Annotated in this window: 20 protein-coding genes; 16 read left to right on the plus strand and 4 right to left on the minus strand. The window is 70.6% G+C overall.

Going from position 1 to position 23379, the window contains the following annotated elements; all coding sequences use genetic code 11:
- Together ABD378_RS31100 and ABD378_RS31105 are read left to right on the plus strand one after the other, a co-directional pair.
- On the plus strand, positions 1-207 hold a 207-nt coding region (locus ABD378_RS31100; RefSeq protein WP_344526247.1), incomplete at its 5' end, for a helix-turn-helix domain-containing protein.
- A 74-nt stretch (positions 208-281) separates the two neighbouring features.
- Entirely contained in the window at positions 282-1544 is a 1263-nt protein-coding gene (locus tag ABD378_RS31105) for a PucR family transcriptional regulator (RefSeq protein ID WP_344526250.1), read from the plus strand.
- Between the two features lie 74 nt (positions 1545-1618).
- Here ABD378_RS31105 and ABD378_RS31110 read toward each other — a convergent pair whose 3' ends face one another.
- Positions 1619-3064 (minus strand): glyceraldehyde-3-phosphate dehydrogenase, encoded by a 1446-nt coding sequence (locus ABD378_RS31110; protein ID WP_344526252.1) that lies wholly within the window; start codon positions 3062-3064, stop codon positions 1619-1621.
- Between the two features lie 117 nt (positions 3065-3181).
- Complete coding sequence (locus ABD378_RS31115; protein WP_344526254.1) at positions 3182-4141, minus strand: SMP-30/gluconolactonase/LRE family protein; 960 nt, start codon at positions 4139-4141, stop codon at positions 3182-3184.
- A gap of 422 nt (positions 4142-4563) precedes the next feature.
- On the opposite strand from ABD378_RS31115, the gene ABD378_RS31120 reads away from it, so the two are divergent.
- From ABD378_RS31120 to ABD378_RS31155, 8 genes are all read left to right on the plus strand, one after another.
- A complete protein-coding gene (locus tag ABD378_RS31120; protein WP_344526256.1) occupies positions 4564-5928 on the plus strand; it encodes an FAD-dependent oxidoreductase in 1365 nt (454 codons plus the stop codon).
- A gap of 264 nt (positions 5929-6192) precedes the next feature.
- Positions 6193-6936 carry a class I SAM-dependent methyltransferase gene (locus ABD378_RS31125; RefSeq protein WP_344526258.1) on the plus strand — a complete coding sequence of 248 codons (744 nt, stop codon included), beginning with the start codon at positions 6193-6195 and terminating at the stop codon, positions 6934-6936.
- A gap of 203 nt (positions 6937-7139) precedes the next feature.
- Positions 7140-8159, plus strand: a complete 1020-nt coding sequence (locus tag ABD378_RS31130; RefSeq protein ID WP_386546918.1) for a FecCD family ABC transporter permease — start codon at positions 7140-7142, stop codon at positions 8157-8159.
- The gene (locus ABD378_RS31135; RefSeq protein ID WP_344526262.1) at positions 8160-8984 is read left to right on the plus strand and encodes an ABC transporter ATP-binding protein; all 825 of its coding nucleotides are present in this window, start codon (positions 8160-8162) and stop codon (positions 8982-8984) included.
- Positions 8981-9988, plus strand: coding sequence for an ABC transporter substrate-binding protein (locus ABD378_RS31140; RefSeq protein ID WP_344526264.1), 1008 nt, complete (start codon positions 8981-8983; stop codon positions 9986-9988). Before ABD378_RS31135 ends, ABD378_RS31140 begins: the two co-directional genes overlap by 4 nt.
- Before the next feature lie 23 nt (positions 9989-10011).
- Complete coding sequence (locus ABD378_RS31145) at positions 10012-11076, plus strand: pyridoxal-phosphate dependent enzyme (RefSeq protein ID WP_344526266.1); 1065 nt, start codon at positions 10012-10014, stop codon at positions 11074-11076.
- Positions 11073-12299 (plus strand): ATP-grasp domain-containing protein, encoded by a 1227-nt coding sequence (locus tag ABD378_RS31150; RefSeq protein ID WP_344526268.1) that lies wholly within the window; start codon positions 11073-11075, stop codon positions 12297-12299. The genes ABD378_RS31145 and ABD378_RS31150 overlap by 4 nt, the downstream gene beginning before the upstream one ends.
- Positions 12296-13513, plus strand: coding sequence for an MFS transporter (locus ABD378_RS31155; RefSeq protein ID WP_344526270.1), 1218 nt, complete (start codon positions 12296-12298; stop codon positions 13511-13513). The genes ABD378_RS31150 and ABD378_RS31155 overlap by 4 nt, the downstream gene beginning before the upstream one ends.
- On the opposite strand, the gene ABD378_RS31160 is transcribed toward ABD378_RS31155, so the two are convergent.
- Positions 13494-13961, minus strand: a complete 468-nt coding sequence (locus ABD378_RS31160; protein WP_344526271.1) for a nuclear transport factor 2 family protein — start codon at positions 13959-13961, stop codon at positions 13494-13496. The genes ABD378_RS31155 and ABD378_RS31160 overlap by 20 nt on opposite strands.
- A gap of 171 nt (positions 13962-14132) precedes the next feature.
- Here ABD378_RS31160 and ABD378_RS31165 point away from each other — a divergent pair, with 171 nt between their 5' ends.
- Positions 14133-14684, plus strand: a complete 552-nt coding sequence (locus ABD378_RS31165) for a TetR/AcrR family transcriptional regulator (protein ID WP_344526273.1) — start codon at positions 14133-14135, stop codon at positions 14682-14684.
- A gap of 29 nt (positions 14685-14713) precedes the next feature.
- Positions 14714-15142, plus strand: coding sequence for a nitroreductase/quinone reductase family protein (locus ABD378_RS31170; RefSeq protein WP_344526275.1), 429 nt, complete (start codon positions 14714-14716; stop codon positions 15140-15142).
- Positions 15143-15165: 23 nt separating this feature from the next.
- Here ABD378_RS31170 and ABD378_RS31175 read toward each other — a convergent pair whose 3' ends face one another.
- Positions 15166-16545, minus strand: a complete 1380-nt coding sequence (locus tag ABD378_RS31175; protein ID WP_344526277.1) for an alpha-amylase — start codon at positions 16543-16545, stop codon at positions 15166-15168.
- Positions 16546-17006: 461 nt separating this feature from the next.
- Between ABD378_RS31175 and ABD378_RS31180 the strand changes: the two genes are divergently transcribed.
- The 4 genes from ABD378_RS31180 to ABD378_RS31195 all read left to right on the plus strand — a co-directional run.
- The gene (locus ABD378_RS31180) at positions 17007-17921 is read left to right on the plus strand and encodes an AurF N-oxygenase family protein (protein WP_344526279.1); all 915 of its coding nucleotides are present in this window, start codon (positions 17007-17009) and stop codon (positions 17919-17921) included.
- A gap of 49 nt (positions 17922-17970) precedes the next feature.
- A complete protein-coding gene (locus ABD378_RS31185) occupies positions 17971-19509 on the plus strand; it encodes an FAD-dependent oxidoreductase (protein ID WP_344526281.1) in 1539 nt (512 codons plus the stop codon).
- A gap of 216 nt (positions 19510-19725) precedes the next feature.
- Complete coding sequence (locus tag ABD378_RS31190) at positions 19726-21405, plus strand: MFS transporter (protein WP_344526283.1); 1680 nt, start codon at positions 19726-19728, stop codon at positions 21403-21405.
- A 166-nt stretch (positions 21406-21571) separates the two neighbouring features.
- A partial coding sequence (locus ABD378_RS31195) for an AfsR/SARP family transcriptional regulator (RefSeq protein ID WP_344526285.1) occupies positions 21572-23379 on the plus strand: 1808 nt, incomplete at its 3' end.

Genomic DNA, 23379 nt, shown 5'->3' on the forward strand with positions numbered 1-23379 from the left:
CAGCAGCGCATCGCCCGGCATGTGGCGGAGGGCGCCACCAACCGCGAGGTGGCAGTGCGCCTGTCGGTGAGCCACCGCACCGTCGACCACCACCTGCGCAATGTCTTCGCCGCGCTGGGCGTACGCTCCCGCGTCGAGCTGTCGCGGCTGCTCGCCGGCGACGGAGGGTTGCCGGACCGTGATGAGGAGAATGCCGCACGCCTCTAGGTACCGACTGGGCGGTATGCCATTCTTCGGGCGTCAGGAAGATCCGGCAGTGAGCACACTCCCGTGGAGGCCCCATGCCACACGTCCTGCGGTCACGGGTCGGGCCCCTGCACGAAGTGCCCGCCATCACCCCGCTCGCACCGGGCTCGCGCTCCCTCCTCGACGCCGAGGCCGTCGCCGTGCTGCACCGTGCCGCCCGCGCCCTGCTGAGAGACCTGGCCGGGATGACCGACCGGCTCGTCGCGGAATTGCGCGAGCAGGAGCCCGCCTACCGGGCGGACATCGAGGCCCGCCCCACCGAGGTGTGGCAGGAGGTGCACCGCTCACTGCGGTACAGCGTCACCTCGCTCCTCCAGCCCGCCCAGACCAGGGAGGCCGCACACCGTACGTCCATGCAGATCGCCGGGGTGCGCGCCGAACGGGGTCTGCCGCTCGACGCGTTGCTGCACGCCTTCCGGCTCGGCGGGGCGATGGTGTGGCAGGGCCTGGTCGAGGAGGTCTCGCGCGGCAACCCCGACGACATGGGGCTGCTCATCCATGTCGCCACGGATGTATGGAACTTCGTCGACGAGCACTGCGGCGTGGTCGCCGACGCCTACCGCCGCACCGAGCGCCGCATGGCCTGGCAGCACGAGAACCGGCTGCGGCTGCTGACCGCGAGTCTCCTGGACGGAAGCGCCCGCCTCACCGACCTGCCCACCGCGGCCGACGTCCTGGGGCTGCCCGAGGACGGGTGGTACGCGGTGATCGCCCTGGCCGGGGAGGACAGCCGCCTCACCCTGCCGGCGGGGACGCGGACGCTGCGCCACTGCGCTCCCGGGGTCCAGTACGCCCTGGTGCAGGTCGGCGGCGACGACGGCGGCCCGGCGGCCGAACTGTCCGCGCTCGGCGCCGGTCTCGCCCTGCCGGCCGGGGCCCGCGCCGGCATCGGCTCACCCGTGGAGGGTCTCGCCGCCGTCCCGCACGCCCGCCGCCTCGCCGACACGGCGCTGCGCGCCTGCCCCCGCAGCGGCGGCACCGTGCTCCTGGACGAACGTCTGCCCGACGCTCTCGTCGTCTCGTCGCCCGAGCTCGCGGAGGCGCTCGCCGAGCGTGTCCTCGGTCCGCTGTGCTCCCTCGACCCCGCCGACCGGGACCTTCTCCTCGACACGCTCGTCGTCTGGATGGAGACCGACGGCTCCGCGCAGCGTGCGGGCACCCGCCTCTACTGCCACCGCAACACCGTCCTCAACCGGCTGCGGCGTGTGGAGCAGTTGACCGGCCGCAGCCTCACCCGGGTCGGCGATCTGGTGGAGATCTCGCTCGCCCTCGGCGCCCGCAGGCTGCTCGGAGGGTGAGCGGTGAGGAACGACGGAGGCGGGGGCCGTCGGATGCCGACCGGCACCCGACAGCCCCCGCCTCCTTGCCGGGATCAGACCACCGGCACCGGGTACGTCGGGTACTCCACCCCGGAGACGTGCTGGACGACGCGGATCACCTGGCACGAGTAGCCGAACTCGTTGTCGTACCAGAGGTAGAGGATCGCGTTGTCGCCGTCGACCTTGGTGGCGCCGGCGTCGACGATCGAGGCGTGGCGCGAGCCGACGAAGTCCATGGAGACGGCGTCGGGGGCGGTCGTGAAGTCGATCTGGCGCTTCAGCGGCGAGTGCAGCGAGACGTCGCGGAGGTGGTCCAGGACCTCCTCGCGGGTGGTCTCGCGGCCCAGACGCAGGCTCAGGATGGCGATCGAGACGTCCGGGACGGGGACGCGGATCGAGCTGCCGGTGATCGGCGCCTTCAGGTCGGGCAGCGCCTTGGCGACGGCGGAGGCGGCGCCGGTCTCGGTGATCACCATGTTCAGCGGCGCTGAGCGGCCGCGGCGGTCGGCCTTGTGGTAGTTGTCCAGGAGGTTCTGGTCGTTGGTGAACGAGTGGACGGTCTCCACGTGGCCGCGCAGCACCCCGTACTCGTCGTCCATGGCCTTCAGGGGCGGGACGATCGCGTTCGTGGTGCAGGAGGCGCAGGACAGGATCTGCTCGTCCGGCTTGATCATGTCGTGGTTGACGCCGTGCACGATGTTCGGGACGTCGCCCTTGCCCGGCGCCGTCAGGACGACCTTGTCGATACCGGGGCGCAGGTGCTTGGAGAGCCCCTCGCGGTCGCGCCACTTGCCGGTGTTGTCGATGAGGATGGCGTCCTTGATGCCGTACGCCGTGTAGTCGACCTCGGAGGGGTCGTTGGCGTAGATCACCTTGATCTCGTTGCCGTTGGCGATGATCGTGCTGTTCGCCTCGTCGACGGTGATCGTGCCCTGGAACTGGCCGTGGATGGAGTCACGGCGCAGCAGTGAGGCGCGCTTCACGATGTCCTGCTCGCCGCCCTGGCGGACGACGACGGCCCGCAGGCGCAGACCGTTGCCGGAGCCGGCCTTCTCGATGAGCAGGCGGGCGACGAGGCGGCCGATGCGGCCGAAGCCGTAGAGGACGACGTCGCGTCCCTCGCGGCTCTCGATCTTGTTCTCGCCCGTGGCACCGGCGACGGCCTCGGCGGTGAACTCCGCGACCGACAGACCGCGGTCGTCGGTCCTGTACGCCTCCGCGAGCAGGCCGAGGTCGATCTGCGAAGGGCCGAGATCGAGCGTGGTGAGGGCCTGCAGGAACGGCAGCGTCTCGGTGACGGAGAGTTCCTCACCGGCTATCTGCCGGGCGAATCGGTGGGTCTTCAGGAGGCTGACCACCGACTTGTTCACCAAGGAGCGGCTGTGGAGCAGGACGGTGACGTCCCGCTCCCGGTGCAGCTTCCCGATGATCGGGATCATCGACTCCGCGATCTCCTCGCGGTGCTTCCAATTGGTGAACGAGTCGTCATTGACAGTCACAGGTTTATCTTTCGAGCTAGGCGGCGCTCATATGCTAACCCGATGCCACCTTTGATCTTGCAATGGGTGCCGCCTGCCCTCGCTCCAGAGGGGATTCAGCGGGGGTTCGGAGGGGAGTCAGAGGGAGACGGCGACGGCGTTGAACGTCGTCCCGGGCTCCTGTGGGCTGGTGAAGCGGGCGTTGACGAGATAGAGGCGATCGCCCCAGCGGGCCGCGGTGGTGGGGACGTCGAAGCGGGGGTCGGTGATCGTGCGGCGCAGCGTGGCGGTGCCGCCCTTGGCGTCGAGGTCGAACACGCTGATGAGGTTCAGCCGGTTCTGCACGACGTACAGAGTGCGGCCGATGCGCAGGAGGCCGTCGCCGTTGACCACGTTGTCCGCTCCGGCCAGCCTGATCTCGGTGGCGTGCCCGGTCTTGAGGTGTACGCGGTAGAGCTTGCCCGGCGAGCTGCTCACGACGATCAGCCCCCGGCCGTCGGGGGTGCCGACGATGCCGTTGGCGTTGATCACGTCCGGTGTCTGCACCCAGTCGCCACCGAGCGGCAGCGCGCGCACCTTGCCCTCGCGGCCGCGCGGCACTCCGTAGAGCACGCCGTCGCGCGAGTCGGTGAACCAGGCGCGGTCGCCGAGCAGGGTGACGTCATTGATGAAGTGTCCGGCCGCCTCCGTCAGCCGGTACGTGGACACCAGCTTGCCGCTGCGGGTGTCCAGGACCCGTGCGACTCCGGTGTTCCCGGCGATGTAGAGCAGGCCGTCGTCGTCCAGCTTCAGGCCGACCGCCACCATGCCGGTGGCACCCTCGAAGAAGACCTCGCCCCGGCCGGTGCGCAGGTCGGTGCGGTAGATGGCGCCGTTGGCGCGCGACCCCATGTACGCGTACGGCTTGCTGCCGATGGCGATTCCCTCGGGGAGGAAGCCGTCGGGGAGCGGGAACTCGGTCGGCCACGTGGCGCCCCGCGTGGCAGTGGCGGCGCCGGCCGGTCCGGCGCCGGTCGCCACCGCGAGGGCCGCGAGGGTGGCGCCGCCGAGGACGGTGCGTCTGGACGGCTGGGGGTGGTTCCGGTGATTCCGGGTCATGGTTCCGGGCCTCCGTGAAGAGCGGGGATGGGAGTCTGCGAAGAGCGGGGATGGGAGTCTGCGGACTGGGCGACGCGACAACTCGACACAACTCGACAGCGCGACGGACTCGGCGCGCCGGTCGAGCTCGGCTCCGACGCGTGGTCGAGCTCGGCTCCAACTCATGGGTGAGCTCGGTGAGTTGACAACGACGCGTCGTCTGCTGGAGTTCCCTCGCGCCCCGCTCGTATCTCCGAGCGCCGGACGGCACGGCGAATGCGCCGCTGACCTGCCCGCTCGCCCGGCAGGGATCAAACCTTTCCTACGCGACCCCATAAGCTGGCCTTATGAGGTCATAGGTCCAGCCCGAGTACTAACTTAGGATTGCCTTAGTTTAGGCTTCCCGACGAGCCCCATGTCTTCGCTCGAAGGGAAACCTGATCATGTCTCGCCCTCTGCGGGTAGCCGTTGTCGGAGCCGGTCCGGCCGGCATCTACGCCGCCGACGCGCTGCTGAAATCCGCAGTGGCGGTCGAGCCCGGTGTGTCGATCGACCTCTTCGAGCGGATGCCCGCACCCTTCGGCCTCATCCGCTACGGCGTCGCCCCCGACCACCCCCGGATCAAGGGCATCGTCACGGCCCTGCACCAGGTTCTCGACAAGCCCCAGATCCGTTTCTTCGGCAACGTCGACTACCCGCAGGACATCGACCTGGACGACCTGCGCAGCTTCTACGACGCGGTGATCTTCTCCACCGGCGCGACGGCCGACCGGGCACTCGACATCCCCGGCATCGACCTCGACGGCTCGTACGGCGCCGCGGACTTCGTCTCCTGGTACGACGGCCACCCGGACGTGCCGCGCACCTGGCCGCTCGACGCGGAGAAGGTCGCCGTCCTCGGCGTCGGCAATGTGGCGCTCGACGTGGCGCGCATCCTGGCCAAGACCGCGGAAGAGCTCCTGTCGACCGAGATCCCGCCGAACGTCCACGAGGGACTCAAGGCCAACAAGGCGCGGGAGGTCCACGTCTTCGGCCGCCGCGGCCCCGCGCAGGCCAAGTTCAGCCCGATGGAGCTGCGGGAGCTCGATCACTCCCCGAACATCGAGGTCATCGTCGACCCCGAGGACATCGACTACGACGACGGCTCGATCGCGACCCGGCGCGGCAACAAGCAGGCCGACATGGTGGCCAAGACGCTGGAGAACTGGGCCATCCGCGATGCCGGGGACCGGCCGCACAAGCTGTTCCTGCACTTCTTCGAGTCGCCGACCGAGATCCTCGGCGAGGACGGCCAGGTCGTCGGCCTGCGCACCGAGCGCACCGCCCTCGACGGCACCGGCAACGTCAAGGGAACCGGCGAGTTCAAGGACTGGGACCTCGGCGCCGTCTACCGCGCGGTGGGCTACCTCTCCGACGAACTGCCCAAGCTGCCCTGGGACCTCGCGTCGGGCACGGTGCCGGACAAGGGAGGCCGGGTCATCGAGGAGACCGGCGAGCACCTGCAGTCGACGTACGTCACCGGCTGGATCCGCCGCGGTCCTGTGGGCCTGATCGGCCACACCAAGGGCGACGCCAACGAGACGGTCGCCAGCCTCCTTGACGACCACGCGAACGCCCGTCTGCACACGCCCACGGCCCCCGATCCCGCGGCCGTGGAAGCTTTCCTGGGCGAGCGGAACGTCCGCTTCACCACGTGGGACGGCTGGTACCGCCTCGACGCCGCGGAGAAGGCCCTTGGCGAGGCGGAGGAGCGGGAGCGCGTGAAGATCGTCGAGCGTGAGGACATGCTCAAGGCGAGCGGCGCCTAGTCCGGCCGAAGTTCCCCGGGGCTCGTCGCTCATCAGCAGCTTGCGCATGTTCGCGACGGCGACTGGTCCCGTCGAGCGGTACCGGCAGGCAGCCGGTACCGGCCTCGGCGATCGCGGCGAGTGCGTCCTCGCGGTGGGCATACCCCGTCATAGCCCACTTCGGCCCACCTCAATGCCCGGGGCTGACCGGGAACCAGCAGCGTTCCGCAACCGACCACTGGTGAGCACGTCACGTACGGCCCACTGGATCGAGGTTGCGGCAGCATGCACTGGTACGAGGACGACGGATTCTGGTCCGACTTCTCCGAGACGATGTTCTCCGAGCGGCGGCGGGCTCAGACGGCGGAGGTCGTCGCGCGCTCGCCGCTGCTCGCGTTCCCGGCGGGCAGCCGCGTACTGGACCTGTGCTGCGGGCCCGGCCTGTACCTGGTGCCGCTGGTGCGCCGCGGCTACACGGTCACGGGCGTGGACCTCAGCGCGGAGCTGCTGAAGCGGGCCCGCGTCGTGTGCGAGGACGCCGCGGCCGATGTCCGCCTGGTCCGGGCCGACATGCTGACCCACGTCGAGCCGGACTCGTACGACGTGGTGCTCAACGTCTTCACCTCCTTCGGCTACTTCGACGACCCGCGGGACAACTTCCAGGTTCTGCGCAACGCCCGTGACTCGCTGGTGCCGGGCGGGCAGCTGCTCATCGACGTGATGGGCAAAGAGGTGCTCGCGGGCTGGATCGGCCGCCCTCAGATCGTCGAACTCGACGGCGCCTACGTGGTGCAGCGCGACACCGTCCTTGACAGCTGGACGCGGCTGCGGACCGACTGGACGCTCGTGCGCGGCGGGATCGCGCGCGAGGCCTCGATCACCTCCTTCCTCTACAGCGCGGCCGAGCTGCGCGCCCTCTTCGAGGACGCCGGGTTCACTGACGTGGAGTGCTACGGAGGCTTCGACGGCGAACCCTACGACCAGCACGCGCGGCGCCTGATCGTGCGAGGAACCAAGCCCGGGCAGTGACCTGGGCAGTTCGTGAATCTCCGGGAACTCGGCGGCACCGACCGCCGACTACTGGAACGTGCCGCACCGCGCAGGAGCGGCCGCACCGCTGCGAACTGTCCGATGGGCGAAGGGACTTCATGACCGAGGCCACAACCGGGACCGCCTCCCCGCAGGCAGTCCCTGATGACCCGTCGGCGGGCAAGGCAGGCCGCGGCAGGCTCCTGACCACGCTGACCGTGCTCTCCGTGACGCTGGTCATCTCCGTGCTTGCCGGGATCGCGCTCGGGCCGACCGTCGTGCCGCTCGGGGACGTCGTGCGTTTCCTCACCGCCGCCCTCACCGGTGGCAGCATCGGGGCGGACGAGGTGAGCGGCTACTCCATCGTCTGGCACGTGCGCACCCCACGGGTGCTGCTCGCCGCCGTGGTCGGTGCCGGGCTCGCTGTCGTCGGCGTCGCCATCCAGGCGCTGGTGCGCAACGCCCTCGCCGACCCGTTCGTCCTCGGCATCTCCTCCGGCGCGTCGGTCGGAGCCACCGCGGTCGTGGTGTTCGGGGTCTTCGCGGGCCTGGGCGTCTACGCCCTGTCCGCCGCCGCGTTCCTCGGAGCGCTCGGGGCCACCGTCCTCGTGTATCTGGCCGCGCGCGGTCCGCTCGGCCTGACGCCGTTGCGCCTCGTCCTCACCGGCGTCGCGCTGGCGTACGGGTTCCAGGCGCTGATGAGCGTGCTCGTCTTCCTCTCGCCGAACGGCCAGGCCGCGCGCACCGTGCTGTTCTGGCTGCTCGGCAGTCTCGGCTCGGCGTCCTGGGAGTCGCTGCCCCTGGCGGCCGGAGCCGTCCTGGTGACGGTCGTGGTGCTGCTGCGCCAGAGCCGGTCGCTCGACGTGCTTTCGCTGGGGGACGAGACCGCGGCGAGCCTGGGCGTGGACGCGGAGGCACTGCGGCGCAGGCTGTTCCTGCTCACCGCGGCCGTCACCGGCCTCATCGTCGCGGTGAGCGGCGCGATCGGTTTCGTCGGCCTTGTCCTGCCGCATGTCGTGCGCATCCTCGTCGGCTCCACGCACCGCCGGGTCCTCGCCGTCGCACCGCTCGCCGGGGCCTGCTTCCTGGTCTGGGTCGACCTCGTCGCCCGTACCGCGTTCGCCCCCGAGGAACTGCCGCTCGGGGTCATCACCGCGCTCATCGGCGTACCGGTGTTCATCGTGCTGATGCGCCGCCGCGGCTATCTGTTCGGAGGGCGGTAGATGACCCTCGTACTGCGGGAACTCTCGGTCGAGGCCGCGGGGCGTGCCCTGGTCGACCGGTTGAACATCGAGGTGGCTGCCGGGCGGATCGTCGGGATCGTCGGCCCGAACGGCAGCGGCAAGTCCACCGCCCTGCGCTGCGTCTACCGCGCGCTGAAGCCGACGTCGGGAGCCGTGCTCCTGGACGGCGCGGACCTCGCCTCCCTCAAGCTGCGCGACAGTGCCCGGTCGATCGCCGCGCTCACCCAGGAGAGCCACACCGAACTCGACTTCACCGTCGAGGAGGTCGTGGCACTCGGCCGCGCCCCGCACGCACGCGGCAACCAGCCCCTCACCGCACGCGAACGGTCCCTGTGCCGCCAGGCGATGGACCGCCTCGACGTCACCCATCTCGCGGACCGCAGCGTGCTCACCCTCTCCGGCGGCGAGCGGCAGCGCGTGCTCGTGGCGCGCGCCCTCGTCCAGGAACCCCGCATCCTGGTCCTCGACGAGCCCACCAACCATCTGGACATCCGGCACCAGGTGGAGCTCCTCTCCTTCCTGCGGGGATCGGGACTCACCGTGCTCACGGCCCTCCACGACCTCAATCTGGCCGCTGCCGCCTGCGACAGCATCGCCGTCCTGAGCTCCGGCTCCCTGGTCGCCACGGGCAGCCCGGCCGAGGTCCTGAACCCCGAGCTGATCCGCAAGGTGTTCGGCGTCGACGCCACCGTCGTGCACCACCCGCGCACCGGGACGCCCCAACTCGTCTACGACCTCGCCCCCGCCGGCACACCGGCACCCGCCGAAGCCCTGGACGCCCTATCAGAAGGACCGCGCTCATGATCCGACCACCGCTGCCCCGCGCCCTGGCGGCCGCCGCACTCCTGACGACCGGGCTCCTGACCACCGGCTGCGGCGCCGATGTCGAGCCGACGGCGAAGAGCAAGGCGGAGACGGTCACCGTCTCCAACTGCGGCGAGGACGTCACGTACACCGCTCCGAAGCGTCCGGTGGCCTACGACGTCAGCGGCGCCGAGAAGATGTTCTCCCTCGGCCTCGCCGACCGGATGCGCGGCTACGTCATGAACAAGCTCGGCGACCCCTCCATCAAGGGCTCGCCCTGGCGCGAGGACTACGCCGACGTGGAACGCCTCGGCACCGAGCGCATCACCCGGGAGATCGTGGTCGACGCCAAGGCCGACTTCGTCTTCGCCGGGTGGAACTCGGGCTTCAGCGAGGAGCGTGGCATCACGCCCGCCCTCCTGGAGAAAGTCGGGTCCGCCAGCTATCTGCACACCGAGACGTGCTGGGACTACGGCGACAAGAGCGTCGACGTCACTCCGCTCGAGGCGCTCTACACGGACCTGGACAACCTGGGCCGGATCTTCGGCGTGGAGAAGCGGGCCGAGAAGGTCGTCACCGACCTCAAGGGGCGCGTCACCGCCCTGAAGAAGACCTGGCCCGAGAAGGGCGACCCGGCCAAGGTCTTCGTCTACGACTCGGGCACCGACCAGCCCTTCACCGCCGGACGCCATGCCGCACCGAACGACATCATCAAGGCCGCCGGTGGCACCAACGTCTTCGACGGCCTCAACAAGGGCTGGACGACGGTGGGTTGGGAGCCCGTGATCAAGGCGAAGCCAGAGGTCATCGTCATCATCGACTACGCCGATCAGCCCGCCAAGGAGAAGATCGCCTACCTGAAGTCGCTCCCCAGCCTGCAGTCGGTCCCGGCAGTGAAGGAGAGCCGCTTCTTCGTCATGTCCTACGGCGACGCCGTGAGCGGCCCGCGCAACGTCAAGGGCGCCGAGGACCTGGGCGGCTACCTCCGGTCGGTGGGGCGGTGACCTCCTTGACCCCCTTGACCTCCATGCGTACGGCAGCGGCCCCCGCGGCCACCGTCCACGGTCACATCACCGACGCGATGAAGGCCCCCGACCTGCTGCGGCTCTCCCACAACGTCGTCCTCGCGCGCTTCGAGACGATGAAGGTGTACGCGGCCCTCGGCGCGGTCCGCACCCTCATGGAGCGCGGCACCGTGCGCCCCGGCCAGACCCTCGTCGACAGCTCCAGCGGCATCTACGCGCTCGCCCTCGCCATGGCCTGTCACCGCTACGGACTCGGCTGCCACATCGTCGCCTCCACCACCGTCGACGCCGCGATGCGGGCCCAGTTGGAGATCCTCGGCGCCACGGTGGACCAGATGCCGCCATCGGACAGCCTGCGACTCGACCAGGAGCGGCGGGTGCGTCGCGTACGCCAACTTCTCGTGGAACGCACCGACGTGCACTGGATGCGCCAGTACCACGACGGCGTCCACTACGCCGGTTACGAGGAGTTCGCGGACCTGGTCGACGCCGCGCTGCCCGACACCCCGCTGACCGTGGTCGGCGCCGTCGGCACCGGCGCCTCCACCGGCGGACTCGTCAAGCCCCTGCGCCAACGCGGCCGTGAGGTACGGCTGTTGGGGCTACAGCCTTTCGGCAGCGTCACCTTCGGCAGCGAGGACTTCAGCGATCCCGAGGCGATCATCGCCGGGATCGGCAGCTCGATCCCTTTCGACAACGTCCGCCACGACCTGTACGACACCCTCCACTGGGTCGACTTCCGGCACGCCATGGCGGGGGCCGTCGACCTGCTGCGCGCCCACGCGGTGTTTGCGGGCCTCTCCACCGGAGCGGCCCATCTCGTCGCGGCCTGGGAAGCGGCCCGCAACCCGGACCGGACGCACCTGGTGATCGGTGCGGACACGGGTCACCGCTACACGGAAAGGGTCTTCTCCCGTCACCAGGAAGCGCTCGACCCGCGCACCCTCAAGCCGCACCAGATCACGGACCTGGCCGACCTCGCGCTGCCGTGGTCGGCGATGGAGTGGAACCGGCGCAGCTACGACGTACGCACGAAGCAACACGAGAAGGAGGGGAAGGCATCGTGACGATCGCCGCCCTGGAAGCACTCACCTTCGGCCTCGGACGCCTGGTGGAGGCGGCCGGTGACGCCGGGCACCGTCTCTGCCTGCTCACGGGCGACCGAGCCGTGTACCGGCACGAACTTGACCGCATCGAACCGGGAGCGCTCGACATCGTCGACGTGGACACCCGCGACGTGGCAGCCTCCGCCATGGCCCTGGCCGCGGTTCCCGGCCTGAAGGGGCTCATCAACTCGACCGACACCTGGAGCGTGCCGGGCGCGGACCTGGCCGCCGAACTCGGCCTGCACGGGCCCGGCCCGGCCGCGGTCCGACTGCTGCGGGACAAGTCGCGGGTACGCAACCTCCTCCACGAACAGAACCTGAGCCGCGGCCCCGCGCTCACGATCCCGGCCGAGCCCGCGGCGGCCGACGAGGTACTCCGGGAGGTCGGCCTGCCGGCGGTCCTCAAGGACTCGGCGGGCACCTCGTCGCGCAACGTCTGGCTGGTCCGCGACGAGCGGCAGCTGCACGCCGCTCTCCGTGAAGCCTCCCGACTCCCGTTCTCGGGGCGGCTGTTCGCGGAGCCCTTCTTCGCCGGTCCCGTCTACAGCGCGGAGACGCTCAGCTGGGCGGGTGAGACGAAGCTTCTGGGCGTGCTCAGCCGCCAGATGTCCCCCGAGCCGTCCGTCCGCGAGGAGGCCGCCGCCTTCCCCGTCGCCCTGCTGGAACCGCAACTCGCCCTGATCCAGGACTGGGTGGGGCGCGTCCTGGAGACGGCGGGCCACGACGCGGGCTTCGCGCACGTCGAGTTCGTCCTCACCACCGAAGGGCCGGAGCTGGTCGAGATCAACCGGCGCATCGGCGGCGCGCTCGTCGGCGAAGCACTGTGCCGCGCCCTGCGCACCAATGTGTACGACGCGATGGTCGCCGTGGCGCTCGGCCTGCGCCCCGCCCTGCTCGACGCACCGGCGGCCACGGGCCCCGCCACGGGATTCGTCCTCGTCTACCCCCACCGGCCCGGCACCCTCACCGGATGGACAGGAGTGGACGGCCTCGCCGCCTTCCCCGGCTCGCCCGAGTGGTATCCCACCGCGGCCCCCGGCGACCGCCTGGAGCACGTGAGTGATCAGCGCGGCTGCACCGGCATCGTCCTGGCCGAGGGCGCGACCGCGGAACTCGCCCTGCACCGTGCGCTCAGCGCGGCCGGGAGCATACGGCCGCTCGTCGCCGCCGACGCCACGGAGTGACGCCGCCGGGGAAGCCGCGAGGGCGCCTGCGATCGGGGCTCGCGCGGCTCACCGGGCCGCAACGCTTTCTGCTTGCCGGGTCGTTCCTGATCCCGCTGGGCAGCTTCGCCGTCCTGCCCTTCATGTCGGTGCTGCTCCACGAGCGGCTCGGCGTGGGGCTCGGCACGGTCGGCGTCGTGCTCGCCGTCGCCTCGCTGGTGCAGTTCTCCGGCGGGGTGGTGGGCGGCGCGATCGCCGAGCGCATCGGCCTTCGGCGCACGATGCTGCTCGCCCTGGTGATCCGCACGGCGGGGTTCGCCTGCTTCCTGCCCGGCCTTCGCCACCCGGCCGCCGCCGTCTTCGCCCTCTTCCTGGTGTCCGTCGGCGCCGCCCTCTATCTGCCCGCGAACAAGGCCTACTTGATACACGAGGTCGATGAGGAGCAGCGCCCCCTGCTCCTGTCCGCGAGCGGCTCGGCGCTGAACGCGGGCATCGCCCTGGGCCCGCTGGCGGCGGCGCCCTTCGTCCTCAGCGCTTCGGCCGGGCTCTTCACCGCGGTCACCGCACTGTTCGCGACGATCACCCTGGGCCATGCCCTGCTGCCCACGGAGAGCCCCGACCACGGCCGGAACACCGGGGCTGGACCGGGACAACCCGCGCACCGGGAAAGGGCGTTCGCCGGTCTCGCCGTGCTGCCCTTCGCGACCACCGTGCTGAGCCTGTACGTCTTCATGTTCTTCCAGCACTACCTCGCGCTGTACGCGGTGCCCCGCACATCGACGACGTACTACGGCCTGGTCCTCGCGCTCTACGCCCTCCTGCTCGTCATCGCGCAACCCCTGCTCTCGGACTGGATCGCGCGCCTGCCCTACGCCCGAGCGCTGTGGTTCGGCTTCGGCGCGATGGCCGCGGGCATGGCCACGCTCGCCGTCGGCGACCACGCCGCGATCCTGGCCGGAGCCCTGCTCGTCTGCCTCGGAGAGATCGTCCTCTTCTTCAAGAACGACCTCGAAGCCCTCGCCCGGTCGCCCCGCGCACCCGCCGTCGTCTTCGGCCACCAACGGCTCGCGGCCGGAATCGGCGCCTTCGCCAGCGGAGTCGCCGGGGGCGAGGGCTACCAGCTGGCCGAACGCATGGGCGGCGCCGGTCTGTTCTGGATCCTCGTCGCCGCGCAGTGCGTGCTGCTGCCCCTGCTCCTGAGGCGCTGGTCCGGCGTCACAGGCCCAGGTCGCTGAGGCCGGGGTGGTCGTCGGGGCGGCGGCCGAGCGGCCAGTGGTACTTGCGGTCGGACTCCTGGATGGGCAGGTCGTTGATGCAGGCGTGCCGCACGCGCATCAGGCCGTCGTCGTCGAACTCCCAGTTCTCGTTGCCGTACGAGCGGTACCAGTGGCCGGAGTCGTCGTGCCATTCGTAGGCGAAGCGCACCGCGATGCGGTTGCCGTCGTGCGCCCACAGTTCCTTGATGAGGCGGTAGTCGAGCTCCCGGTCCCACTTGCGGGACAGGAAGGCGACGATCGCGTCACGGCCGGTCACGAACTCCGCGCGGTTCCGCCAGCGGGAGTCCTTGCTGTAGGCGAGGGCCACCTTCTCGGGATCGCGGGAGTTCCAGCCGTCCTCGGCGAGGCGGACCTTCTCGGCCGCGGTCTCCAGGGTGAACGGAGGGACTGGGGGTCGTGTGGTCATGGCTCTCTCCTGAAGGTCGCAACCGCGAGAACGATCGTTCTCCGGTGAGGGTGCCCACGATAGGAGAACGATCGTTCTCGCGCAATGGTGCGGGCGTGCCCAGGGTCGTAGTAGTGTCAGAGAACGATCGTTCTCTGCCCTCTGGTCCTCATCCTCATCCCTGGAGCTCTCATGGATCGCGCCGAAGCGGAAGTCAGGCTTCTCGACGCCGCCGAGGAGCTCTTCTACGGGCGCGGCATCCAGGCCGTGGGCATGGACCAGGTGCGTGCGGCCTCGGGGGTCTCGCTCAAGCGGCTCTATCAGCTCTACCCCTCGAAATCGGAGCTGCTCGTCGCCTGCCTCGAGCGCCGCGACCTCCGCTGGCGTACCCGGCTCGCCGAGTACGCGGAGAGCGGGCCGGGCGGGGTGGAGCGCGTCCTCGCGGTCTACGACTGGCTGTACGAGTGGTTCTCCGAGCCGGACTTCCGGGGCTGCGCCTTCATCAACTCGTTCGGCGAACTCGGCGCCGTCGACCCGGCGGTGGCCGTCACCGTCCGGGCGCACAAGAGCGCCTTCCACGACTACATGGCGGGACTTGTGGCCGCGGCGGGCGAATCGGGGCAGACTGTCGGCCCGTTGGTCCTGCTCGCGGAGGGGGCCATGACCGCGGCCGCCATCTCGGGATCGCCCGAACCGGCGCGCCAAGCCCGGCAGGGCGCGGCCCAGTTGCTGGCCGCGCGGTAACCGCCGGTCGCTCGACAGGAAGAAGGCTGATGGCGAAGACGTATCGCATCGGTTTCGGTACGCGCATGATCAACGGCGTGTTCCGGACGATGACCCGGTTCGGGATCGGTAAGGACTACCGGTACATCCTGACCGTGCGCGGCAGGAAGACGGGCCGCCTGTTCTCCACGCCGGTCGACGTGATGTCAGCCGGGGGCGAGCGCTGGGTCGTCGGCGCCTACGGCGTGAGCAACTGGGTGCGCAACGCCCGTGCGGCCGGGGAGATCGAGCTCAGCAGGGGCGGCAAGTCACAGAGCGTGCGCGTGGCCGAGCTCGGTCCCGAGGAGAGTGTGCCCGTCCTTCGCCAGTACTGGCGTGAAGTGCCCGTCACCCGTGCCTACTTCGACGTGACGGGCGACTCGACGGACGAGGAGTTCGCCGCCGAGTCGGTACGTCATCCGGTGTTCCGTCTGGTCTAGGGGCGGGCGCGGCGTGGCGCCGGTCAGCCCGCCTTCGCCCCGGTGTGCAGCGCAAGGGCGCCGCGCGCGGGCAGGGTGGTCTCGATCTTCCCGTCGTCCCCGACGGTGACCGTGTTGCCGTCGCAGCTGTCCGGGGTCGCCTTGGCGACATTGCAGTACGTGCCGCCGGGCAGCGACGTCGCGAAGGTCTGGGTCAGTTCGCCGTCGCCGTTGTTGAGTGCGACGAACCCCTTGTCGCCGCGGCCGAAGGCGAGGGCGCTGCCGCCGTTGTCCCACCAGTCGGTCAACTCGGCGGCGCCCACCTCGTTGCGGAAACCGACCAGGCCGGTGATCGCCTGCTGGGTGTGCGTGTTCGTCCAGCCGTCCGCGCCGCTGGGCGGGCCCGCGTCCTTCTCGGACCACTCGTAGCCGGAGTACACGTTCGGCGAGCCGTAGGGGGACGCGAGCATGAAGACGTTGGCCAGGGCGTAGGTCGCGCCGTCCTTGTAGGTGAGCGTCGAGCCGTTGCGCTCGGTGTCCCAGTTGTCGACGAACGTACGGGCCGAGCCGCTGCCCAGTTTGCCGTCCGCGACCGACTTCAGCTGCGCGATGTTCCCGCCCTGGAAGGCGCTCTTGAGGTGCCCGCCGTAGCGGAACTCGTCGACGTCCCCGACGCCGGTGTACTCGTCGGGCTGGACGGCCTCGCCGCCTCCGTGGATGACCTCCGACACCCAGAACCTGGGGTCGCTCATCTTGCCCTTGATGGCGGCGACGTCGTCGGCCGCCATGTGCTTGGCGGCATCGATGCGGAAGCCGTCCACGCCCAGTGAGCGCAGGTCGTCGAGGTAGGCGGCGATGGTGCCGCGCACGGCGTCGCTGCCCGTGTCGAGGTCGGCCAGGCCCACCAGTTCGCAGTTCTGGACGTTGTCACGGTTGGTGTAGTCGTTGATGCTCGTACGGCAGGCGTGGAAGTCCGCGTCCCGGAAGTAGCCGGGGTAGTCGTACTTGCCGTACTGCGTGCCGCCGGTGCCCGTTCCCGAGCCGGCCGCCATGTGGTTGATGACGGCGTCCGCGATGACCTTGACGCCCGCCTGGTGGCAGACGTCGACCATGCTCTTGAAGGCGGCGCGGTCGCCGAGACGGCCCGCGATCTTGTAACTGACGGGCTGGTACGAGGTCCACCACTGGTCGCCCTTGATGTGCTCGGAGGCGGGCGACACCTGGACATAGCCGTAGCCCGCCGGGCCCAGCTGGTCGGTGCACGCCTTGCCCACGTCCGCGAACTGCCGCTCGAACATGGTCGCGGTGACGGTCTTGTCGCCGGGCGGTGTCGCCTGCGACTGCCAGGGCGCGAACGTCGCGAGGCCGGCCGCGGCCAGGACGCCGGCCGATGTCGCGCCCAGCAGGCGGGAACGGTGCTGCATGGTGCGGCTCCTTCGGGACGGGCACAGCTGTGCCCAGAGAAGGGCAGCTGCTCGTGGGGGAGGCTGCCGTGGGGGGATTCCGAGTCGGAGCCTGCCGCCCACACATGTACGCGTCAATACTTTCTGCAAGAGATTTCAACTACTGGCACTGGGTGTGGCCCTGGTGTCCCGTGTGCTGGGTGAGCCCTGTGCGTGGGGCGCCGACGGGTCGGGAGAGGCGCTGTCGACGCCACGTGCAAGAACTTGCATGCCTCAAATGTGCTCGCTTTGACGCCAGTTGTCCGCAATGCCTGCCGCGGTCGCGTCCGCCGATTCAGTTCTTACTCGGGGGTAGGCCTCCCGGAATCCTTGTTATACATTCCGTCTAACAAGCGGGCCGCGGCGCGTTGTGGGACGGCACGCCGCGGCCCGTTGCCTGAGCGAACAAGAGAACGTACGCATCAGAGTCAAGGAGCCGCAGCATGGCAAGCAGCACTGTTCGGCCGACATCGCAGGACCACCCCGAAGAAGACGACGTGGCCCGGCGGTTGCTCGAATCGGCCGCCGTGTTGGCCTACGACCCGGCCACCGAAGTGGACTGGGACACCCCTCTCGACCGGGACTTCCACGGCGCGAGCCCGGAATGGTGCTCCCTGTACGGCACGCCGTACTGGCAGGAGCTCACCGACGCCCAGCGCAAGGAACTGACGCGGCAGGAAGCCGCGTCGGTGGCCAGCACGGGCATCTGGTTCGAGATGATCCTCCAGCAAATGGTGCTCCGCGACGTGTACACGAAGGACCCGACCAGCGCCGAAGTGCAATGGGCCCTCACCGAGATCGCCGAGGAGTGCCGGCACTCGATCATGTTCGCCCGAGGTGCCCAGAAGCTGGGCGCGCCCGCCTACCGGCCCAAGCGGTTCGCGGTGGAACTCGGCCGGATGTTCAAGACGGTGGCCTTCGGCGAGGCGGCGTACGCCGCGATCCTCGTCGCCGAAGAGGTGCTCGACGTCATGCAGCGCGACTGGATGCGGGACGAGCGCGTCGTGCCGTTCGTCCGCACGATCAACAACATCCACGTCGTCGAGGAATCGCGGCACATGAAGTTCGCCCGCGACCAGACGAGCAAGCGCCTCTCCGGGGCGGGCCGGGTGCGCCGCCAGATCAACGCGTTCGTCGTCGCCATCGCGTCGTACTACATCGTCACCAGCATGGTGAACCCCAAGGTGTACGCGAACGCCGGGCTCGACGAGAAGCGCGCCCTCGCCGAGGCGAAGGACAACGAGCACCACAAGTCCATGATGCGGTCCAGCTGTTCGGGACTGATGGAGTTCCTGGCCTCCTCCCGCCTGCTCACCAAGCCGGCACTGGCCTTCTACAAGCGCGCCCACCTCATCTGAGCCGTTCCGAATCTGAGCCGTTCCGAGCCGAGCGAGTCGAGCCGACGACATGACCTACGCCATCACCCAGACCTGCTGCAGCGACGCCACGTGCGTCGCCGTGTGCCCGGTCAACTGCATCCACCCGACGCCGCAGGAGCGGGCGTTCGGCAGCACGGAGATGCTGCACATCGACCCGGCGACCTGCATCGACTGCGGCGCCTGCGCCGACGCCTGCCCGGTCGACGCGATCTTCCCGGTGGACAGCCTGCCCGTCGCACAGCAGGAGTACGCGACGATCAACGCGGCGTACTACGCGGACCAGACGCTCGAACCGGCCCCGGACGGGCCGAACTTCCACGCCTGGGACGAGCCGGTCTTCCCGCGCGTCCTGCCGTCGGACTTCGCGCCGCTCAAGGTCGCCGTCGTCGGCACCGGACCCGCCGGGATGTACGCGGTCCAGGACCTGCTCCTGCACACCAGCGCCGAAGTGACGCTGATCGACCGGCTGCCGGTGACCGGTGGACTCGTACGCTTCGGCGTGGCACCTGACCATCCCGCGACGAGGAAGGTGGGTGACACCTTCGCGCGGTTCCACACGCATCCGCGGGTGCGGATGCACCTCGGGCTCGACGTGGGCGCCGACGTCACCGCGCAGGAGCTTGCCGCCCACCACGACGCCGTCATCTACGCCGTGGGTGCGTCGGCCGACCGCACGCTGGCAGTCCCGGGCGAGGAGCTGCCCGGCAGCATCTCGGCGAGGGACTTCGTCGCCTGGTACAACGGCCATCCGGACGCGGCGCCGGACGCGATCGACCTGTCGAGCGAGCGCGTGGTCGTCGTCGGCAACGGCAACGTCGCCCTCGACGTCGCCCGGATCCTGCTCGCCGACCCCGACAGCCTCGCCCGCACGGACATCGCCGACCACGCGCTGCAGGCGCTGCGCGCCGGCAAGGTGCGCGAAGTGGTCCTGCTCGGGAGGCGGGGTCCCGAGGACGCCGCGTACACCAAGTCCGAACTGCTCGCCCTCAAGCATGTTCCGGGCCTGGAGCTGGTCGTCGACGACCACGACCCGCGGACCGCGCCGGCCATCGACGAGACCGATCCGAAGGCCGACCCGAAGGGCAGGGCGGCCCTCCTGCGAGGCGTCACCCGTGACCGGATCGACTGGGCACAGGCGCCCGCTCCCGGGCGGCGCATCGTGCTGCGCTTCCACTCCGCCCCGGTGGAGATGGTCGGCGAGGAAGCCGTCCAGGGCGTGCGTGTCGTCGAGGCGTCGGGGGAGCGGACGATACGGACGGACATGGTGCTGCGCGCGATCGGCTACCGCGGGGTGCCGGTCGCCGGGCTGCCCTTCGACGAGACCACCGGCACCGTGCCGCACGAGGGCGGCCGGGTGGCCGGGCGGCCAGGGACCTACGTCGTGGGCTGGATCAAGCGGGGCCCCAGCGGCGGCATCGGCGCCAATCGCACCTGCGCCGCCGAGACGGTCACCACGCTCCTTGCCGACGCGGTGGCCGGCGCGCTGCCCGCGCCGGGGCGCGCGCAGAAGGCCTTCCACCGGCTCGCCCGGCGCCGCGCGAGGGGGAGCTCCGCGCCGAGCCGCTAGTGGCGGCTCACGTTGCTTGGTCAGCGGCGAGGAACGGACGAGGTCTTTCCACTCCGCGATCGGACGCCCGCCGGAGCGTTCCCCGGCGGCGTCCACCTGGACCGGAAGGGGCGCGGCCCTGCCTCGCGAACGAATGGCGGGGCCGGGCGGCCGGGCTTAGCCTGGGAGAGCGGTGAACGCCTCCGTTCACTGCCTGCCTGACACGCCGGCAATCCCATGACGGGCTCTCGGACGACACCCTCAGAGCCTGCCGCCTCCCCGAAGCGGGGCAGCGGCAGCGGTATCGCACTCCTCGTCATCGCCTCGTGCCAGCTGATGGTGGTCCTCGACATCACCATCGTGAACATCGCCCTGCCGCACATCCAGACCTCGCTCGGCTTCTCCACCGAGACCCTGTCCTGGGTGATCAACGCCTACACGCTGACCTTCGGCGGTCTGCTGCTGCTCGGCGGACGCCTCGGCGACATCCTCGGGCGCCGCAGAGTCTTCATGTTCGGCGTCCTGCTCTTCGTGTTCGCCTCGCTGCTCGGCGGACTCTCCCAGGAATCCTGGCAGTTGCTCGCCGCTCGGTCGCTGCAGGGTGTCGGCGGCGCCATCGCCTCGCCCACCGCACTCGCGCTGATCACCACGACCTTCCGCGAAGGACCCGAGCGGAACAGGGCGTTCGGAGTGTTCGCCGCCGTCTCGGCGGGCGGCAGCGCGATCGGACTGCTCGCCGGCGGGCTGCTCGTGGAGTGGCTCGACTGGCGCTGGGTGCTGTATGTGAACATCCCCATCGGCCTGCTCATCGCCTTCGCCACGCCCCGCTACATCCGTGAGTCCGAGCGGCACCCGGGGCACTTCGACATCCTCGGCGCGCTCACCTCCACGGTGGGCATGGTGCTGCTCGTCTACGGCTTCATCCGTGCCTCCGAGGACGGCTGGAGCGACAGCGTGACCATCGCGGCCTTCGCGGCGGCCGTCCTCCTCCTCGGCCTGTTCCTCACCGTCGAGCGCCGTTCGAAGCAGCCCATCACGCCCCTGTGGATGTTCCGCGACCGCAATCGCGCCGGTGTCTACGGCATGATGCTGTGCCTGGCCGCGGCCATGTTCGGGATGTTCTTCTTCCTGACGATCTTCGTGCAGAACATCCTGAACTTCAGCCCGCTGCGGGCCGGTCTCGCCTTCCTGCCGGTGAGCGCGATCATCGCGGTGGGCGCGGGGCTGGCCTCGCAGCTACTGCCCAAGTGGGGGCCCAAGCCCTTCATGGTGGTGGGCGCGACGCTGGCCGCCGTCGGGCTCGGCTGGCTGACGCTGACCGATGTCGACAGCACGTACACGGGAAGCCTGCTCGGCCCCATGCTGGTCTTCGGCTTCGGCATGGGCATGCAGTTCGTGTCCCTGACGCTGATGGCGGTCTCGGGTGTGGAGCCGCGGAACGCCGGAGCGGCCTCCGGGATCCTCAACGCCACCCAGCAGGTGGGCGGTTCGCTCGGCCTGTCCGTCCTCGTCACCGTCTTCGGCACGGCAAGCCGCAACGAAGCCACCGACCAGGTCGCCCGCTTCCAGGCGGAGGCGGACCCGGCGCAGCTGGCGGAGTTCCGCAGGACGGGGGAGCTGCCGGGGCGCTGGGGCGACGAGGTCCTCGCCTCGGGCATCTCCAGCTCGTTCATCGCCGCTGCCGTCTTCGCCGTCGTCGCCGCGCTGATCGCCCTGATCGTCATCCAGGTACGGTCCGCCGATCTGGAGCGCCTCCAGGGCGGCGGCGCCGTTCCGCTCGCGCCGCCCGTGGACGCGAGCGAAACGGCCGGCGCGAGCGAAACGGCCGCGGACGCGCCGGAGCCGAGTGCGGACGTGCCGGACCCGGGTGCGGGTGACACCCCTCCTCCCCGCGGCGACCCTCCTCCGCGCAGCTGAAGCCGCTTCACGTTCGCATGGCGGATGGCCTGATTCCTCTGGTGTGCAGACGAGTCGAGAGCGGGCAGACGTACTATGACCCGCCGATCGGGAGCCCCGGGGCTCAGCAGCTCGGGGGCTCGGGGGCGGTGGGGGCGGCACAGGGCAAGGACCCATGGAGACGGGCGTGAACACGGACACCGACTACCGCTTGCTCGGCCCCGTCGAAGCGTGGCGCGCGGGCCGCCGGCTCACCCTGGGCGGACCCAAGCCCCGTGCGCTGCTCGCGGCGCTGCTCCTGGAGCCGGGACGCGTGGTGTCCGTCGACGCGCTGATCGACGCCATCTGGGACGACAGGCCCCCGGACACGGCCCGTTCCCTGATCCAGTCGTACGTCTCCGCGCTGCGCCGCGCACTGTCCGCCGACGCCATCGAGACCCGGCCGCCCGGGTATCTGATCCACGCGGACGCCACCCTCGTCGACCGCGTCGAGTTCGAGCGCCTCGCCGTACAGGGCAGGCAGGCCGCGGCCGACGGCGATCACGCCGCGGCCGCCCGGCTGTTGGGGGACGCCCTCTCCCTCTGGCGCGGCCCTGCCCTCGGCGGGATCGGCGAGACGCTGCGGGCCATGGCCGACCAGCTGGAAGAGGCGCGGCAAGCGGCCCTTGAGGAGCGGATCGCCGCGGAACTCGCACAGACCGGACGCGAGACGGACCTGGTCGCCGAGCTCACCGCGTTGGTCGCCAAGCACCCCACCCGCGAGCGGCTGCGCGGCCAACTGATGCTCGCCCTCTACCGGTTGGGACGCCAGGCCGACGCGATCACGGTGTACGCGGAGGGCCGCGACGTACTCGCCGAGGAGCTCGGCATCGATCCCGGCCCCGACCTCAGGCGGATGCACGAGGCGATCCTGCGGGCGGACGAAGCGCTGCTGCCCGGCGCGGCGGACGCCCCCGACCCCGCCAGCTCAAGGGAGGCCATCGTCGTCCCGGTGGCAGCCCTCCTGCCGCCCACCATCGGCGACTTCACCGGACGCGACGCCCAGCTCGCCGAGGTGCGGGCCGCGCTGTCGGGGCCCCGCGATGCCATGCCCGTCGTCGTGCTGTCCGGACCCGGCGGCGTCGGCAAGTCCACCCTGGGGGTCAGGGCGGCACACCAGGTCGCCGACGCCTACCCGGACGGGCAGTTGTACGCCGAACTGCGGGGCGCCACCGACCCCGTGGCGCCCGGCGAAGTGCTCGGGCGGCTCCTCTACGCCTTAGGGGCCGATCCGCCCGACGGGGACGCCGAGCGGCGTGACCTCTTCCGCAGCCTGGTCGCGGGGCGCCGTGTCCTGCTCGTGCTCGACGACGCGGCCAGCGAGTCCCAGGTGCGCCCGCTCCTTCCGGGGAGCGCCACCTGCGGGGTTCTGATCACCGCACGGGCCCGCCTCGGCGCCCTGCCCTGCACCCACCGCGCCGATCTCGACGTGCTCGACACCGGGCCGGGGACCGAGCTGCTCGGCCGGGTCGCGGGGGAGCGGCACGTCAGGGACGAGCCGGACGCCGCCCGGCGCATCGTCGAACTGTGCGGCGGGCTCCCGCTCGCCATCCGGATCGCCGGTGCCCGCCTCGCCACCCGCAGGCACTGGACGGCGCGCATGCTCGCGGACCGGCTCGCCGACGAACACCACCGCCTGGACGAACTCGCCGTCGGCGACCTCGAGGTACGGGCCGGTCTCGGCATGAGCTACCGCGCGCTGGACGCCCCCGCCCGCACCGCCCTGCGCCGCCTCGGGCTGCTTGCCGCGCCCGATGTTGCCGCATGGGTCGTGACCGCGCTCCTCGACGTGCCGGAGGCCGAGGCCGACCGCGTCGTGGAACAGCTCATCGACGCCCAGCTCCTGCACTGCACCGGCGTCGACCGCGCGGGCCAGCCCCGCTACCGGCCCCACGACCTGGTCCGTGTGTACGCGGCCGAACGCGCCGACGCCGAGGACCCGCCGGCCGAACGGGC

Origin of the sequence: Streptomyces rectiviolaceus, from assembly GCF_039533825.1 — a bacterium.
Classification (GTDB): domain Bacteria; phylum Actinomycetota; class Actinomycetes; order Streptomycetales; family Streptomycetaceae; genus Streptomyces; species Streptomyces rectiviolaceus.